Consider the following 16,065-nt stretch of genomic DNA (forward strand, 5'->3'; position numbering starts at 1 on the left):
TAATCTCCTTATAAATTATTAAGGTCAGCAACAGGTGCCGTTAGCTGCTGCTGTTCAAAGGCTTTCTGTCTTTGCTGTTCCAGCAATGTCGTTCGCTGTTCAGCCTGCCTGACAGACATCTCCCACTGATTTGTCAGCGCATTTAACTGTACGCTTTTCGCCGCGATGGCGTTAGCCAGATCCTGAGACTCTTTCGAGTCCTGCGCATTCGATATACGGTCAGATAAGTCTGATATATCGCTGAGTGTGCTGTTGATCCTGTTTTCAACGTCAGTGGTATTCTCAATCGCCATTGCCTGATTGAGGATTATCTGTTTGCAACTGTCGGCCAGAGACTGAGATTTTATTCCTTCCTGTTCAGGGTTGCATACGCTGAACGATTTGTATTTACTGTAAAGGTGTTGCAGTTCAGCAGAATAGGAACTGTTCTGCGTGGTCAGTAGATCATCCAGTGAAATACCGCTCTTACGGAGATTATCAATATCGGTTTTCAGGCTTCGGGCATCACTGAGAAAACCCTGAATATCCCGTACGCCGGTTGCAGTGGCTAATTGTTTTTTATATGCATCAAGTTCACTTTTATAATGGGTAGCCGTATCCTCCCATTGCTGTAGTTTCTGCATCCACTGATTAATTGACTCGGTATTCTGCACGGCGTCGAAAACCGGTATTCCGGCGCTGAACGCCTGCGTCGAGAAAAATAACGATAATGCCAGATAGGTATATCTGGTACGCATATCAATGACCTCCGTATGAATATTAGATGGCCCGCTCAAGGAAAGCGTCTTTCCATTCATCAGGTCGCATACCGTCCTGATAAATGGCATCGAATATTTTCAGATTGTCCTCACTGCCGCTGAGAAGCCGGGTGAGTTTACCCAGTCCGGACAGATCCATTTTTGCCATTGCCACAAACGGGCGGGTTTCTCCGGCCCGCAGCGGTGTTTTCAGGATGACCATATAATGCTCGCCCGGATCCAGATTTCTGACCGTCTCATAAACGCTGTCCGGCACTTTCATTTTCTCCACATAATCCGCATAGCTGGCTTTCGGATTGGCGAGGAAAATCTGGGTACCGCACTGCTCAATAATCGCCGGGGCGATGGGGTGTCTGACGATTTCATCCGGTGACTGTGTTGCCGGAACGAAGATACCGTTCAGCTTGCGGATGACTTTCAGCATATTGAGCGAGAAGCGGGAAAATTCGACATCGGCCAGCCAGCGCCAGAACTCATCCATAAACATCACCAGGCGGCGACCATCCAGAAGACTGGTCACACGGTACAGCAGGTAAAAGGTCACGGGGCCGCGAATATCGTCATCATCCAGAAATTCGGTGCCGTCGATACCAAAGTTATCGACATCGCTGATGGTGAAAGTATCAGCCTCGTTATCAAACACCCAGCCGAACTCGCCCCCCTGCGCCCACTGTTTCAGGCGAATACGCAGCCCGTTGGTGCGGGCGTCTGTAGTCGGCGGTTCCGGCAGCACTTCCAGCAACCGGGTGATCCCGAACCGGCGGTACTCCGGCGGGTAATCAAGCATGATGGTATCCACGGCGGCACTAATCCGCTCCTCATCGCGCGGATCGAGCGGCTTACCGTTGCGGCGGCACAGCATGCGCACCAGCCGTTTGATGAAACGGATGTTCCGCCGGGTTGGCTCCAGCGCAAACGGGTTGAAGCCGGTGGGCTCGCCGGTACGGATGCGGAAGTATCGTCCATCCACCTGGCGGATCGCCATCTCCGCCGCCCGGTCCTTATCGAAATACACCGTGGTCAGCCGTTTGAGGGTGGCAGAAGGTGCAAACGACGCCGGGTTACGGTATTTCTGCATCAGTTGTTGCATTACGGTCATCAGCAGGGTTTTACCGGAGCCGGTTTTCCCGATAATCGCCGTATTCCCCGGCGTTTTCTCACCAGTGTCATCCCGCCCGGCCTGGCTGTCATGCAGGTTGAGGTAATACCCGCCACCGCCGGGAGATGTGAGGAGGGCGATGGCTTCCCCCCACGGATTACCGCTGCGTTTGTGGGGATGGAAGTTATGCAGGCAGGCCATATCGGCGAAATTCTGGCTGCTGACGGCCACTTGTCGGGGGCGCAGCGTATAGACGCCCGGCAGTTGCGCCAGATATGCGGCGGGTAGTGACAGGGTGGAAAGCGCCGTCATAATACCAAGATCGGCGAAGGGCTGGGCCAGAACATTAGTGTCCTTCACCACCTGTCCGGCACTGTCTGAGGAGATCAGAAGGGAAAAGTGGAATTTACCGCATGACACATGCCCGGACTGGAGCAGGTCGCGCAGGACAATCAGCTCTTCTCGCTGGGAAGTCGCGTCGTCGTCTGCCGAATTCAGCCTTTTTTCCGCCAGCCGGATATGATTCTGCGCCTCATCCCGTGCCATACAGGTAAAGGACTGCGTCAGAACATACTCGCTTTCGGCGTACAGCAGCGCATCCAGCATACCGGTATGGGTTTTCGGGGAATAATCCTTAATCTCCAGACTGCGAAAGAAGCGGGAACCGCTGACCGTCTGGCATTCACCGGTGTCGGTGGTGAAAAAGACATCTGGCGTACTGAGCGTTTCATAAAATGGTGAGCGCGTTACGGCCACCTTCTGCCACTGACCGGTAAGCAGACGATGGAAGAACGCCAGTTGTGAGGAATACACCCGCCCGTTTTCTTCATATATCCCCAGCGGCGTTGCCATATAGCGGGATAATGAAGATTCCAGAGATTCGCGGTATTCCAGCATGATTTTGAGCGCGTCATCCAGTGTTGCCTGCCGTTTACCGGGCGACTGCGCTTTCATGGTTTTCTTCTCAATCTGAGAGAACGGCGCGTAGCAGACGGTGAAAAACAGCCGGTGCCGCCAGAACGGTTTTTCTTTTACCGGCTGGTAATACCGACGTGTTACCTCATCGGAAAAGGGAATGCCCGAACAGGCTTCAAAAGCATCATGGTATTTTTCACGGAGCCGGTGAATATAGAATGTTACCGGCAGACCTTCATACGAACGAATAACGTTATTCAGGTGCGTGGCCATCAGGGTCAGGTGATGTTCGTCTTCACATTCAAAGACTGTGCCGCCCAGCTCCCAGGTGGCAACAAAATCACGGTGACGGTTTCTGATGACGTAAGGGTGAATATGGGAGGAGTACGGAATATATTTATCCAGCGTAATACGCTCGTTTAATTTCATCTTCTGAATAAACTCCGAGACATCAACGTTATCGTACTGATTCGCCAGAAGGGCATTCGCGCCAAAATGGGTATTGGTGAAAAGTCGTCCACGGGTTTTAAACGCCAGCCAGAGCAGACTGAAATAATGAATGTCCTTTCGGGCTTTATTTTTCATTTCCGCCCAAGCCGGGATCAGCAACAGTGCCAGGTAATAGCTGACATAGACCGCCAGCAGGACGATAGCCCCGCTGACGAGAACGAACGGCACGAGAGGAATGCCCATAATGGTGGCAGGCCGCGTAAGCGCTTTATTCAGCGTAGCCATCGTTGCCTCCCTTATGATGCCCAGTAGGCACCGAAGCCGGACGCGCCAACAATCAGGATCGCGCCGATGATGACGTTACGCATGTCGTGCAGGCTCTTGCCATCGAACAGCACCTTGTAGCCCACCCACATTGTCGCCAGCGTGATGGTGACGGCGGCCAGACCCAGCAGGCCGGTCGAAGTATTGCTCAGTGTCTCACTGGCCTTGTTAAATCCGCTGTCTGCCGCCAGCGCCGGGGCAGACAGCAGCATGGAAGCAACAGCAGAGTAACGGCGTTTACGCATGATCATTTCTCCTCATCAGGGACAACAGGGATAGCGCCGCGAATGACGGCACCGGGATAATGCAGGGAAGTGAGGACCGGCGCAGTGGCACCGGCAGGCTCGCCGCGCAGCACAACGGCGGGATAACGGACAGACGGTTGTGTGCTCGGGTAAGGGGAAGGGGCACGCTGCCGGTCTTCCCGGGTGGACGGGACGACATAGCCAATGCGCTGTACGTAGCTGGTCTGGTTAAAGGCGGATTCCGGTCGCTGGCCGGTTTCAAAGTTGCCGGAGTAGTAACAACTGAGCGCCCGTTTCAGCGTTCTGCCGCGCCGGTAACAGTCGGCGAGAATGCGCTCAAATACCGACAGATTGATGCAAGGGTTAAGCAGGTCGCTGGCCGTGACGCCGTAATGGCGGAAATTGGTGCTGGAGATTTGCATCAGGCCGACCGAATAGCGTCGGCCCTGTGCAGTCAGCTGTCCGGTGAGGCGGACCGCCTCCGGCAGGCTCGTGGGAAAATGAGAAATCACGCCCCGACTGTCTGGCAGGATTTCAGCAATGGCGTAAGGGTGGAAACCGGATTCGACCCGCGCGACGTCAAGTGCCGTAGACGGGTGAATACTGGCGGCGCACTGCACCGCCAGTGCCAGAAAGGCAGTGGTGGAAAGCATGCTGGCCTCGTAACAGAGAGACCGACGGCTTATAGAAAAATATGCCGCCGGGGGAGAAGAAGAGAAAATGGATTAAGCGGCCGCATTCTGTGAAATGTCACTATCTTCCCTGGGTTCAAGTAGCACCAGTCTGCCGGAGACGGCAATACCGGGTATCAAAACGATATTCAGACCGGGCTTGCCGTTATGTGCGAAGGCTACGCCAACTTTTGTCCAGTACGTGTTTTTTTCGCCCTGAGCATCGGGCTGGCTTTCCTGGGTAACAAAGACGTGATAAACGGGTTTTCTCATGGAATTTCCTTTAATAAAACAGCAATGGATGAAATAAATGAATCACATTCCGGTTCTGCATTCCGGTTTTAACGGGTCAGCGAGAACATTCAGCGGCACCCTGAATTGTGGTTACGTGACAGCCCGATCCATTTTGTTAAAGAGCAATACCCGCCCGGACGAATTAACGTCCATCAGGGCAACCATGTTGTAATGGCGTTTTCAGAATCGAATATCTGGCGAGGGATATAAATGAGAAACTCAAAACAAAAAGAAGAGAGAAAAATAGCGGAGTATTTAAGATGCAGTGAGAGTAATGAGGATTTAAAAAACACGAGAGAGTGGTATTAACATTCACCGTGAATAATAAAGACGTGCAAAGATATAACATCTCTACACGTCCTTTTTATCCTGTCAGCGACTGCTACGTTCAAGTTTTTCCTGACATTCCGTACAGGTGGTTACACCCGGCAGTGCTTGCCGTCGCTTTTCTGGAATGGGTTTACCACATACACGACAGTGAAATAATGATGGTGTCGACCCCGGCTTAAAACGACTATGTTCAATCATCTCCTCCAGGCGCTGCTCATTAAATTCCTGATCGCGATCGATCTCATCGGGCATGGGGCGCCCTCCTGTTAGCTACGACCTCCTGTTCACACAACGCAATACGCTTCCAGACCGTGGTGAGTGACAGTCCTTCGGTCCTTGGCAGCAGGGATTCAGTCACCTTCATCATTGCTATCAGCGCGTCGGGTGATTCAAGGTTATCCACCCTGCATCGTTGCCATTGCCGCCAGATCTCCGTATCCGTCTCTTCATCTGGCTCAGGTGTACGCCCATATGGAACGCTGATACCCAGTAAACGTCGGCGAAGGCAGACTTCATTTGATGTCAGGCCAAAATAGCGGTTGAGCAAAGCGATAGAACCACCCAGGCGGATAGCGCGTTTAATCTGCTGTTGCCGCCGGTATTCCCGGCGGGCCTGTGTCAGTAAATGAGACAGAACATCATGGCTGATAGTAATCGAAATGAAGGGTGCCACTGTTCGGCTGACAGTAAACAGTTCATCAAGAGATAATTGATCGAGAGCATATATTTCGTCGAAAGTAAAACCCAGAGCTTCACAGTGGCGAATATTGCCTTCTTTCAGTGCATGCAATGCATCGGTCATGATGGCGTAATTAATTGATGGGATCATTCTGTTATCTCCTCAATTTGTTGGGGGGAAAGTTGAGTACATAAACGGATGTTTTAACTACTCTCACGTCTGGATAATTTCCGGTTGATCCATTCATCAAGTTCCGATTCGAGCCATGCCACACTAGCAGGGCCGATTTTAATGGAACGAGGAAAGTCGCCATTTTTCATATACAGGTAGATCTGCGAGCGTTTCAGGCCAGTTTTTTCTTCGACCTGTTTTAAACGTAATAACTGATGTGTTGTCATCGTCTGCTCCTGCATCACAATTAACCGAGGTGTCCGGCAATCATAAAAAACACAGGAAAGAGCGGAGGAAAAGTTTCTGAACCATTATTAAGGTTTACAATATCCTTAATAAGGGTTTTAGGGTGAATGAAATGTCTTAACTTTTGTGTTGAATTGCCAGGGTAGTGGTCTTTTCTATTTGGCATACAATCGATTTGATGTTTTGGTTATTCTATTAGGTGAGAGATAAGGCAGGTTTGATATGAAAAGAAATGGGATTCGACAGGGAAGGAAAAAGTTAGTGAGAGTGTGAGTCCGTATTATGAATGGTTTTACTATTGATACGAATCTTAATTCGGGTATGCCATATTATTTTGAAATCTGATTCGGGGAACCGCGTTCAAGCGCTCTTTTCAGCGTGTCCGCGCTCAGATGATCGGTAATACCATCGACTGATGCCCATTCTTCAAAAATGGGAAGAAGTTTATAGGGATGCCTTAGCAGTGGGCTGATCGAATCATTATGTTTGCATGCTAACCAGAATAAGCGTGAGAGAGGTGTAGAAAGCCTACTGGATGAAGTGTGGGTATAGCGATCTGCATGTGTACCGAGTAATTTATCAAGTTCCTCTTGTCGTATCACAAAGCAGGCATCTTCCGGGAGTTCATAAACAGGAAAATATCCTTTATCGGAACAATTCATGAATCTGTTTACTGATTCATCCTCGTAAATATCTGCAATGATATGCGCCGGTAATCGCGTGATTTGCTGATTAATTCTGTCCTGCCATGTCTTTTTTTCAAAAATCTGATATGATTGACCTGCCAAAGTAATTGTAAAACCATAATTGGCATTATTTGCACCTGTAATAGGCAACGGCATATTTAGAGAATGTGCAAGTAGTCGCTGAATGAGAACGAATTCATGTCCCAGCATACCTATGTTCATGACTAATTGAGCAGGTGAGATATATTCCCCCTCTGTACTGAGAATTAAACCTTTACCATTTAAAAATAAATTTCGTTCAAGCATGCAAAGCCGATATGGTAGAGAATCACCTACTGGGCGTAATTTTATTTTGTTCACTGAGGAACGAATTTTTCTCAGTATAACAGGTGATTGAAAGTATATCGAAAGTGAAATGTTACCATACAAGGCATGTCGATAAATATCATATTCTGCTATTTTTATATCCCTAAGTTTATTGGTTATTTTTACAGCTTCACGGATGGTAACCCAGGCTGGCTTAGGGAAAAAGGTATTGTCTTTACTAACATCATATTGCATAAAATAAACCTCTTGAATATCACAGAGTAAATATGATATTACTTGCTATGCTTAATGATTTTATTCTTATAATCTTTGATGTATCTTAAAAATCGTGTACCACTGCCCACGGATAAATCAGATTATATACTTAGAAAGTTTTAAAATTGTCATGCATAATGTTCGTAAAGTTAATGATGCCGTTTTCCGCAGCATTCACATACGTTGCGATAACAACTGTTACCACAATCATTATGTTATAGTGTTGGTTTCGCCTCGTCTGATTATGACGAGTCTGCGAAATTTTTATCCGTCTCAATACCGATTAAAGGTCGTTTCTGGAGAATTGATAACCATGCTCCAGCTGCTGCAATAAAACAGGTCAAAACTCCCAACAGGAAGGAAATGACACTCAGCTTTCCTGCAATAAGTAACAGCCCTGCTACTGTAGCAGTGGCTTCAGCAGCGCCCCAGACACAGGTCTGTATTGCCATTACAACAGATCGACGTCCTCGCCAGATTCTAACTGCCTGCGCCTGATACAACGGACCACAAATCATTTCTCCGGTTACGATCAGAACGACGACAATATACATAACGGCTTGCTGCTCAGATGAGAATATTAATAATGCACATCCTGAACCAATACATAAGTTTGAAATGACAACCCGCCATAGTCGGCTTATCCTGTGTGAGAATGAAGTGATATAAATCTGTCCGATAATGATGATAATACTTGATAGAAGAAATAGAGTACCCACCAGTTCACTGGAAAACTTTTCCACCGCATAGGTCGGAAATACATAATAAAACTGGGCATAGCCAATCATCGTCAGGAAATTAATTACCATAAACGCGATAATTTGGTGATTACCAGTATCCTCTGATGAATTTGCTGTTTCACTTTTTGTGTCAGCCACCTCAGGATGGGTTGCTGAGGGTAGAGGAAGGGTGGCTATTGCGCCCAGTGTCCCAAGTAACAAGGGAAAGGTAACAAACCAGTAACCTGTACCTGAAAGCATGAAGGACGCCAGAAATGGTGCAATACCAGCGCCAGCATTGGCTGCAACGTTTTCATATGAAAGCACACGCTCATGCTCGCTGTCATGGAAAACATGCACGATATATGAAATCTGCGATATGACTGATACAGAGTTAGTCAGGCCAAATAAAGTTGCAAGAACAATCCAGACAAAGATATCAGAAACGTCCATTACTGCTGCGACGAGCATCAGGAATGCTGATATGGCAACACCCAAAAGCGTCATTGCGATCTCTGCTTTTCGTTCTGTTTTGTCCAGCAGGCGATGGAAAGCGAGCGCGCCTGTACGGTTCGCCACAATAGCAAACCCGACGACGATACCGGCAGCGCTACTGCTGAGTCCCACAACGCTATTAAGCCAGACAGCCATGAAGGGATAAAAAAAGCTCCAGGCCGCTGCTGAGAAAAAGCGAATAATGTATATCATTTGAATACAGGTACCCTGTCCCCATGGTCAGTTTTTACGCGTATCAGGTTGATTTCCTGCTGAACAATGTCGGTGTACCCGGTAAGCATCCCGACCCATGAATAATCCGATACCCCCACAGGCTGGATGCGACTGCCTGGACTGGCTATCGGGGTATGAATGGATGAAATCGCCGGAACGTCCCATCCACGGATAACCGATTCTTCCGCCAGACCATACCAGTAGCTCAAGGTATTATTGATCTGAGCTGCTTGGTCATATGCGGGGATGGATTCTGCAAGACCTAAAGGGAGTAATGCTGCATGCTGCAAAACAGATGAAGGAGGAAATCCATAGGCGAGAGCAACCTGTTCTACGATAGTTGCCCCACCTAAACGTCCCATATTGGCATCAATAAGATATGCTGTCGTATCTGTGGCGATAAATTCACAGTGGAAGAATCCGTTATCAAATCCTGAACGTAAGACAAGATCGTGAATAGCCGCCTGAATTTTTGCATGTACGATGGGCTCAATACCGCAGTCGTTTGGAAAATGGTTTGCCACCTCAGTAAACCGAACTCTTTCACGTCTGGACAACCCCAGGTAAATAGTTTTACCTCCCTGCACAAATCCTTCCATGCTCACTAGCGTTCCTGAACAATATGCTTGGATAATCCAGGGAAGGGTTTCACAGGATTTAGCACCGCTTGCTAATATCGCTGACTTGATCGCATGCGTCGGGTCCTGGTCTGCTTCAATATGCAATGTGGATGTAGCAAGCGCGCCGGAACCGATCGCTGGTTTCAATATGATCGTATTGTTTTCACGTACCTTAAGCCAAGGTAGAACGAATTTCTCTTCGGAAAATGAGATTTGTACCTCTTCCGGAACATGCTCAGGGACTATCTTACCGACCGCATATTTTGACGCCAGCTCAGCAAAGACGGAAGGTGGACCTCTAAAGTTAAACTCCTCAGCGATTTTGTTGACCATCGGGAATAATTCATCAAAAAAAGTCGTAATGCTGTGGATATTCTGAGTGACATCCGGATGGGCATTCAAATAGTCAGACAGAGCATTATGGTCAGAAAAAAGAGGAATACATTGAACATCACTAATTGCTTGTAGGGTATCGCCACAAAGTGCAGATTTATCAATAGAAAGAATAAGGTCGTGACCTGCATGGCGAATTGCGTCACTAATATATTTCACCGATATCTTGTTTATTCCTACGATTAATATGTAATGCATGGTAAATATTCCCGTTTTAGTGTAACCAGAATGATTATGCTTATTCCGGCCAATACATTTTTGCTGGATTCATGATATTATGCGGATCCAAAGCAGACTTAATGGCTTTCATCAAATACAGAGCTGCACCATGCTGCACTGACATCCATTTTATTTTTCCCTGTCCGACACCGTGCTCGCCACTGATGGTTCCACCATATGACAAAGCTCGTTCAGCCAGACGACTCAGAAATCCCTGTATAACAGGAGTTTCTTCCTCTCCTTCACGGAGCATAAGTAAAAGATGGAAATTACCGTCTCCAACATGCCCTATTAAGGGAGCCTTGAGCCCGGTATTCGCGATATCCGTTTCTGTTGCAGAAATACAAGCACTCAGGCATGACAGAGGGACACAGATGTCTGTAGGGATCCCCTGGCAACCTTCATAAAAGGCATGGAATGCCCACCACGCATCATGACGTGCTACCCACAACGCTTTTCTTTCTTCTGGATGAGAAGAAAGCTGTACTTCCCCCCCGTACCTGTGCACATGTTCTTCAAATAACGCGATATTACCTGGCATTGACAGGCTATTAACGTGTAACTCCACAAACAAATGCGGTTTTTCTGATAATCCCAGTTTTGAATAAGCATTACATGCCCGAACTGCGGAAACATTAAGGAGTTCAATACGTGCAATAGGTAGTGCAGATTTCAGGGTGTCTGTCACAGCCCTGACGGCATTCTCTACTGAGTCAAACGCACAAACACCGGAAAGAATAACTTCAGGGAGTGGATGAAGCTTAACGGTTAACTCACTGAAAATGCCTAGTGTGCCTTCCGAACCAACGGCAAGTGAAAGCAGGTCAAGACCCATAGCTGATTTCACCGCTCTGGATCCGATGTTTGCTATAGACCCGTCAACCATGACAAGACGGGCAGCCCGGACATTCGTTGCCATCGTGCCATAACGCACTGAGTTTGTTCCTGAGGCACGGGTTGCGGCCATACCGCCAATTGAGGCATTTGCACCTGGATCAACTGAAAAAAACAACCCTGTTCCCCGGAGAGCTTCATTCAATTGTTCGCGCGTGACACCGGGCTGGATTGTCGCGGTCATATCTTCAATGCTGATGTCCGTAATGGCATTCATTTCAGAGCAATCAATGCATATACCTCCTTGCGGGGCATTGATCTGTCCCTCGATTGAGGTCCGGGCACCACTTGGTATCATGGGCAGTCCTTCAACAGAACAGAACGTCACGATATCCACAATATCCTGCTCATTACGGACGATCACAACCCCATCGGGAGGACTAAGAGTAATTCCCGTCGGAGCTTGGCAGTACTGTTCCCTGAATGTCGGCTCCGTATGAAAATGATCGCCAAATTTTTCCTGTAATTTTTCGATAACTGACATGTTCATTCATTGCCTCCATAGTAAATATAAAGTCAGGACTTTATGGTGGAACTATTCTGGCTTTTTAAACCCTGAAGTTTTTCTGGCAGTTCGACCGTCATATTCTGGTCTGCCTGAAATGATCAATTCCAAAAAATAAGGATGTGCATTCTCATCTTCAAGCTGTCGTCCGGATTTAGTGTGTACCTCAATAGCGGAAAAGAGATCAACAAGTCTGTCCTGTATTTGTTCAATTTCCGGCGATTTAAGCGTAACCATCGCACTAAATTTAAATGTCCCATCTATGTCAAAATATTCACTTTTTTCGGGTTTGGACAGGGATTTCTCAGTTTCATAACACATAAATTTGTCTTTAAGATTAATAGATTCTGGGGTCCTTGGCATTCTGAGTGTCGGTGCTTGGCGAATGAAAGGGGCTTCCTCATGGTTTCGTTCTTTTGCTACAAGACTCAAAAATTCGACCACACGAGAATCGAATGCAATGTCAAGTTGATGGCAAACTTGTTTGATTTCGGCCACGGATGCAGTGTCAACCATATATAGATATGTCATAAGAGGCCATAAATCAAAATTGTTCTTAAATCCTCTAATTATTTCATCAGAAATAATAAATTCGCGTTCATATCGACTTAGGCTGAGTGCGCGGCGTAATATTTTGGAATCATGGTCTCTCAGTTCTAGTCTTGAAGACAGATCTCTTGTTTCTATTCCTTTCCCAAATAACATTTCATGCATATCAGAAGGTAATAAATCCTTGAAATAATGCCAGAAATAATCAAAGCTTGATTTGCTTGATGTTTCTATACCAAGAGAGTTGTGGAGTTCTACTGCTGAGTCTATACTGAGATATTTCCTGCCTGCTTCGATATCACGATAATAATTAGCAGAAAAAGGAATATCTATCCCTTCCAGAAACGTCGAAACTTTAAGATGTCCCCTTTCAACACGAAGTTGTGTCAGGAATGAACCAAGAGCATGTTTTTCATCTGGCTTGTTAGACGTTTTACCAGGGAGACTATCTAAGTGCTTTGTTTTGTTTTTATTTGTTCTCATACCAGAGGCTACCATCGTTATTTGTTGATTAGATATTGACTCTATAGACATCTACCAAGTTAACCTGAATTATCAGAGAGCCTGAGTGCTATACGCGTCATGTTTTTTTTGATTTTTAACGTGGAAAATATCATCCCGATCTCTTTTGTATCTTTTACATGTGTACCTCCACAAGGAATTGACCATCGTCCACATTTCCATATCCGAAAGTTATTTCCCTGTTCGGTAACATTTACAGTTTGTATCTCATGTCCCGATGAACAAAATTCATTTAGTTCTGTTGTTGCCTTTTCAAGAATATCTTTATCAATATAGTCAAGAAGTTGATAATGATTCTCTCCGCTTTCATCATTGAGTGGTGAACGAACAGGGTAAGGGATTGAATGGCCTGTTACCTGCTCGAGTATACAATGGATCAGATGTACAGCCGAGTGTATACGCATCTGGTGATATCGCAGATCCCAATCAAGAATAGCAGTCACTTGCTGACTTGTCTGCTTTTTCAGCAAGTCAAAACCGATCTCATTAATATCAAGATAGTGTCTGATCTCTTCATCTTTCCGTTTTGTTGTGAGAACACCGATTTTTTGTTGTGATGTCAGCATATCCGGTAAAACAAGATAACCTCTGTCACCCAATTGCCCACCACCCTGTGGGTAAAAAATGGTCGGACTGAGGACACAATAGGGAGAATTTGACTCATCAAGATTAACATGAAGGAGTCGCGTTTGGGTTTGACTTAGATATGGGGCTGTATGGTATAGCCCAGATACTTTATTCATATTCTTAAACCTCAATTGAATAGATACTTTTAATTATTTATTTGAATGAATGTAAATAACCTTGGCAGAATCTATGCTTTTAGTTCTTTCTCTAAAACAGAGAATAACTTTTCCATTTGTTCCCGGGGTCCGAATGAAATTCTCAGGCAATGATCCAAAGAATAATCGGTCAGCCTGGCTATAAGGAAACCTTCACTGTTAAGACTGTTCTGGAACTCCCGGCTGCGTTCTTCACTGTCAAATTCAACAAAGACGAAATTGACATATTGGGCACTGGCTTTGACTCCGTAATCTTCAAATAAACCTACCAGTTTTCTTCCCCAGCTAAGACAATATTCCGTTGTTTTGAAAAGATGCTCACGATCCTGTAGTGCATGTTCACCAGCAAGAGCAGATAAAGCACTGACATTGTAAGGCGCCCGGCGAGCTTCCAGTTGTGGATACAGATCTGCGCTGACGTAAGCCCAGCCAAGACGCAATCCGGCAAGTCCATACGCTTTTGAAAATGTTCGTAAGCATATCGAGTTAACGCGTTTATGAACTATTTGAATACCTGCCGTATTTTCGATATCAGGTGTAAATTCTACGTAGGCCTCATCAATGATAATGGTCGTTTCTGGCGGTATGGTTTCAATTAAAGATATCATTTCTGAAGGTGCAATATAGTGACCCAAAGGATTAGAAGGATTAACCAGGACCAGAATGTCAGGTTTATGACTGACCGCCTCTTGCAAATCCTCAGGGAGGATGCGCCCACTATTCACTGGGATCTCACTGTATAAGGCTCCGAGAATATCAGTTCTCTTTTTGTACATCATAAAACTGTGACGAGGAGCGGTAAGCCGTGCACCTGGTTTCAGCAGACTACGCAGTGTGATATCAATGAGTTCGTCAGAGCCATTACCCGTGATGATCTGTTCCGGATTAATATTCCAGCGTACTCCAATTGCTGCTCTCAGTGCATTGTAGGTGGGATCGGGATACTGGCTCAGCAAAGACACATCATATCGTCCTGTTTGTATTAGGTCTGGTGAACCCAACGGATTTTCATTGGCGTGCAGGCGGGTGGAAGCATTATTATTTGCTCCCTCAACACATTCCCGGATTTTTTTAGATAACATCATGAGTGGCCTCCAAGTATCCGGGATACGAGTTCTTCCAGATAAGGTGTTATTGACTCGTCATGGTCCAAATAAGGGACTGACTCCCTCACTTTTGCATACCACAGGCGACCTGAATTTCCTAATTTTGTGGCATCCCTGATATCAGCTGCCTGAGCGGCGCAGACCAGCTCAAAAGCAATAACATAGCGGGTATTCTGTAGTACCTCCGCCGTTCTACGAGCAGCAACCAGACCGAAAGAGACTACGTCCTGAAAATCACCTGTTGTTGTTAGTGTCTGTATTGAAACCGGTGTAGCCAGAGAACGATTTTCCGCTGTGACTGAAGATGACATAAACTGTCCCCCCATTAAACCAAACCGCAGCCCACCATTTTCTGCACATAGAAAAGGGGGGAGCCCGTTGCTGTTCGCACTGGTCAGCAATCTGTCTATTCGCCGGTCAGATAAGTTACACATGGTAATGATTGCTATCGTCAAATAGTCCATCGCGGCAGATATATACTGTCCGTGAAAATGACCGTTATGGAAGACCTGACCGTTTTCGGGTGTGATAAGGGGGTTATCATTTGACGAATTTAATTCATTACTCACTATTCGTTCTACAAATTCTATTGTCTCCAAAACCGGGCCAAGTATCTGTGGTGTGCAGCGAATTGAATAGGCATCTTCAATCGGCATATCTTCTTGTTTGATGCTATTCGTAAGCCTGCTTCCGAGTTCTGATGAAAGCTGTAGATCATCAACCGCCAGCCTTGTTCCCTGTAGGTTATTCCATATCATCTCTGCAATTTTTTGCTGGCCTGTATGCGGTTTTAGTTGATGAACGTCGGGATGAAATGGCCGAATCCTGGCAAGAAGCGTTTCTGAGGCAAAGGCGGAGATTGATGCATATTGTTCAAGAAGTGACCTGGTTTCGATGACATTCAGGGCGGCAAGCGCAACCATGCAGGAGGTGCCGTTGATGAGTGCCAGCCCTTCCTTATAACTTAGCTCAAGCGGTGCGAGCCCCAGCTGGTGCAGAATATCTTCTGCAGCCAAGCGTTCACCATTGAACTAGGCATTGCCCTCACCAGTGAGCATACGGGCCATGGCTGCCAGTGGCCCCAGATCTCCGCTGGTGCCCAATGACCCTTTACGTGGTATCTCAGGAATCAGACCAGCGTTGTAGATTGCGATAAATCGATCGAAATTTTCCAGAGATAATGCTGAGTTGCCGCGAGAAAGTGAGATAATTCGGGCGAACATAGTTGCCCGGCAAATTATATCTGAAAATCTTTCACCAACATTTGTAGCAACACCACGGATAAGGTTTTTTTGTAATTCTTCAGCCCTTTCGAGCGGAACGAGATGATCGACAAACCCACCCATCCCAGTGTTGACCCCGTAAATAACCGAGCCTTCTTTCACTAATTTTTCAAGGGCTCGTCTTGATGTGGCAATTCTTTCTCTGATTTCTTCTGAAGCAACTATTTTTTTACTGAACTTAGAGAATTCAATAAAGTCTTTCAGACTGACGTTACGGCCTGGGCTGAGAATGAAGGTATCGCCTGTGGATGAGCTATTATGCTGTGTAATATTCATGACCATTTTCCTTCTGTT

The 16,065-nt window shown here is 46.4% G+C and carries 15 protein-coding genes and 1 pseudogene; all 16 read right to left on the reverse strand.

All coding sequences use genetic code 11. The features are described 5' to 3' along the window. Positions 1-8 precede the first annotated feature (8 nt). Positions 9-737, reverse strand: coding sequence for a type IV secretion system protein (locus C1Y42_RS07275; RefSeq protein WP_047727034.1), 729 nt, complete (start codon positions 735-737; stop codon positions 9-11). Between the two features lie 22 nt (positions 738-759). After that, positions 760-3,507 (reverse strand): VirB3 family type IV secretion system protein, encoded by a 2,748-nt coding sequence (locus C1Y42_RS07280; RefSeq protein WP_047727036.1) that lies wholly within the window; start codon positions 3,505-3,507, stop codon positions 760-762. A gap of 11 nt (positions 3,508-3,518) precedes the next feature. Beyond that, on the reverse strand, positions 3,519-3,797 hold the full coding sequence (locus C1Y42_RS07285) for a TrbC/VirB2 family protein (RefSeq protein WP_047727037.1): 279 nt from the start codon (positions 3,795-3,797) through the stop codon (positions 3,519-3,521). After that, on the reverse strand, positions 3,794-4,444 hold the full coding sequence (locus C1Y42_RS07290) for a lytic transglycosylase domain-containing protein (RefSeq protein WP_047727039.1): 651 nt from the start codon (positions 4,442-4,444) through the stop codon (positions 3,794-3,796). The genes C1Y42_RS07285 and C1Y42_RS07290 overlap by 4 nt, the downstream gene beginning before the upstream one ends. A 72-nt stretch (positions 4,445-4,516) precedes the next feature. Then, complete coding sequence (locus C1Y42_RS07295; protein ID WP_047727043.1) at positions 4,517-4,735, reverse strand: hypothetical protein; 219 nt, start codon at positions 4,733-4,735, stop codon at positions 4,517-4,519. Positions 4,736-5,128: 393 nt separating this feature from the next. Beyond that, positions 5,129-5,338 carry a TraR/DksA family transcriptional regulator gene (locus C1Y42_RS07300; protein WP_038807496.1) on the reverse strand — a complete coding sequence of 70 codons (210 nt, stop codon included), beginning with the start codon at positions 5,336-5,338 and terminating at the stop codon, positions 5,129-5,131. Beyond that, positions 5,328-5,915, reverse strand: a complete 588-nt coding sequence (locus C1Y42_RS07305) for a DUF2857 domain-containing protein (protein WP_047727047.1) — start codon at positions 5,913-5,915, stop codon at positions 5,328-5,330. Before C1Y42_RS07305 ends, C1Y42_RS07300 begins: the two co-directional genes overlap by 11 nt. A gap of 53 nt (positions 5,916-5,968) precedes the next feature. Further along, positions 5,969-6,163: an AlpA family transcriptional regulator gene (locus C1Y42_RS07310; protein ID WP_041165340.1), complete on the reverse strand. Its 195-nt coding sequence runs from the start codon at positions 6,161-6,163 to the stop codon at positions 5,969-5,971. Between the two features lie 348 nt (positions 6,164-6,511). Further along, entirely contained in the window at positions 6,512-7,429 is a 918-nt protein-coding gene (locus C1Y42_RS07315; RefSeq protein ID WP_072059297.1) for a hypothetical protein, read from the reverse strand. Positions 7,430-7,692: 263 nt separating this feature from the next. Continuing rightward, entirely contained in the window at positions 7,693-8,877 is a 1,185-nt protein-coding gene (locus C1Y42_RS07320; RefSeq protein WP_047727049.1) for an MFS transporter, read from the reverse strand. Beyond that, on the reverse strand, positions 8,874-10,109 hold the full coding sequence (locus C1Y42_RS07325) for a hypothetical protein (protein ID WP_047727051.1): 1,236 nt from the start codon (positions 10,107-10,109) through the stop codon (positions 8,874-8,876). Before C1Y42_RS07325 ends, C1Y42_RS07320 begins: the two co-directional genes overlap by 4 nt. A 40-nt stretch (positions 10,110-10,149) precedes the next feature. Further along, positions 10,150-11,508, reverse strand: a complete 1,359-nt coding sequence (locus C1Y42_RS07330; protein WP_233210687.1) for an FAD-binding oxidoreductase — start codon at positions 11,506-11,508, stop codon at positions 10,150-10,152. Between the two features lie 51 nt (positions 11,509-11,559). Then, on the reverse strand, positions 11,560-12,561 hold the full coding sequence (locus C1Y42_RS07335) for a hypothetical protein (protein WP_233210688.1): 1,002 nt from the start codon (positions 12,559-12,561) through the stop codon (positions 11,560-11,562). A 59-nt stretch (positions 12,562-12,620) separates the two neighbouring features. After that, positions 12,621-13,343 (reverse strand): alanyl-tRNA editing protein, encoded by a 723-nt coding sequence (locus C1Y42_RS07340; RefSeq protein ID WP_229692544.1) that lies wholly within the window; start codon positions 13,341-13,343, stop codon positions 12,621-12,623. 71 nt (positions 13,344-13,414) lie between these two features. After that, a complete protein-coding gene (locus tag C1Y42_RS07345) occupies positions 13,415-14,467 on the reverse strand; it encodes a histidinol-phosphate transaminase (protein WP_047727057.1) in 1,053 nt (350 codons plus the stop codon). Next, positions 14,464-16,053 (reverse strand): annotated as a pseudogene (locus C1Y42_RS07350) (phenylalanine aminomutase (D-beta-phenylalanine forming)). The gene C1Y42_RS07345 and the pseudogene C1Y42_RS07350 overlap by 4 nt, the downstream one beginning before the upstream one ends. Positions 16,054-16,065 lie beyond the last annotated feature (12 nt).

Origin of the sequence: Pantoea sp. ICBG 985, from assembly GCF_002928365.1 — a bacterium.
GTDB classification, from domain to species: domain Bacteria; phylum Pseudomonadota; class Gammaproteobacteria; order Enterobacterales; family Enterobacteriaceae; genus Pantoea; species Pantoea dispersa.

What these genes read in the sequence shown, in the direction of transcription:
- C1Y42_RS07275 (WP_047727034.1), bottom strand. Translation starts at nt 737, where the DNA reads ATGCGTACCAGATATACCTATCTGGCATTATCGTTATTTTTCTCGACG.
- C1Y42_RS07280 (WP_047727036.1), bottom strand. Translation starts at nt 3,507, where the DNA reads ATGGCTACGCTGAATAAAGCGCTTACGCGGCCTGCCACCATTATGGGC.
- C1Y42_RS07285 (WP_047727037.1), bottom strand. Translation starts at nt 3,797, where the DNA reads ATGATCATGCGTAAACGCCGTTACTCTGCTGTTGCTTCCATGCTGCTG.
- C1Y42_RS07290 (WP_047727039.1), bottom strand. Translation starts at nt 4,444, where the DNA reads ATGCTTTCCACCACTGCCTTTCTGGCACTGGCGGTGCAGTGCGCCGCC.
- C1Y42_RS07295 (WP_047727043.1), bottom strand. Translation starts at nt 4,735, where the DNA reads ATGAGAAAACCCGTTTATCACGTCTTTGTTACCCAGGAAAGCCAGCCC.
- C1Y42_RS07300 (WP_038807496.1), bottom strand. Translation starts at nt 5,338, where the DNA reads ATGCCCGATGAGATCGATCGCGATCAGGAATTTAATGAGCAGCGCCTG.
- C1Y42_RS07305 (WP_047727047.1), bottom strand. Translation starts at nt 5,915, where the DNA reads ATGATCCCATCAATTAATTACGCCATCATGACCGATGCATTGCATGCA.
- C1Y42_RS07310 (WP_041165340.1), bottom strand. Translation starts at nt 6,163, where the DNA reads ATGACAACACATCAGTTATTACGTTTAAAACAGGTCGAAGAAAAAACT.
- C1Y42_RS07315 (WP_072059297.1), bottom strand. Translation starts at nt 7,429, where the DNA reads ATGCAATATGATGTTAGTAAAGACAATACCTTTTTCCCTAAGCCAGCC.
- C1Y42_RS07320 (WP_047727049.1), bottom strand. Translation starts at nt 8,877, where the DNA reads ATGATATACATTATTCGCTTTTTCTCAGCAGCGGCCTGGAGCTTTTTT.
- C1Y42_RS07325 (WP_047727051.1), bottom strand. Translation starts at nt 10,109, where the DNA reads ATGCATTACATATTAATCGTAGGAATAAACAAGATATCGGTGAAATAT.
- C1Y42_RS07330 (WP_233210687.1), bottom strand. Translation starts at nt 11,508, where the DNA reads ATGTCAGTTATCGAAAAATTACAGGAAAAATTTGGCGATCATTTTCAT.
- C1Y42_RS07335 (WP_233210688.1), bottom strand. Translation starts at nt 12,561, where the DNA reads ATGAGAACAAATAAAAACAAAACAAAGCACTTAGATAGTCTCCCTGGT.
- C1Y42_RS07340 (WP_229692544.1), bottom strand. Translation starts at nt 13,343, where the DNA reads ATGAATAAAGTATCTGGGCTATACCATACAGCCCCATATCTAAGTCAA.
- C1Y42_RS07345 (WP_047727057.1), bottom strand. Translation starts at nt 14,467, where the DNA reads ATGATGTTATCTAAAAAAATCCGGGAATGTGTTGAGGGAGCAAATAAT.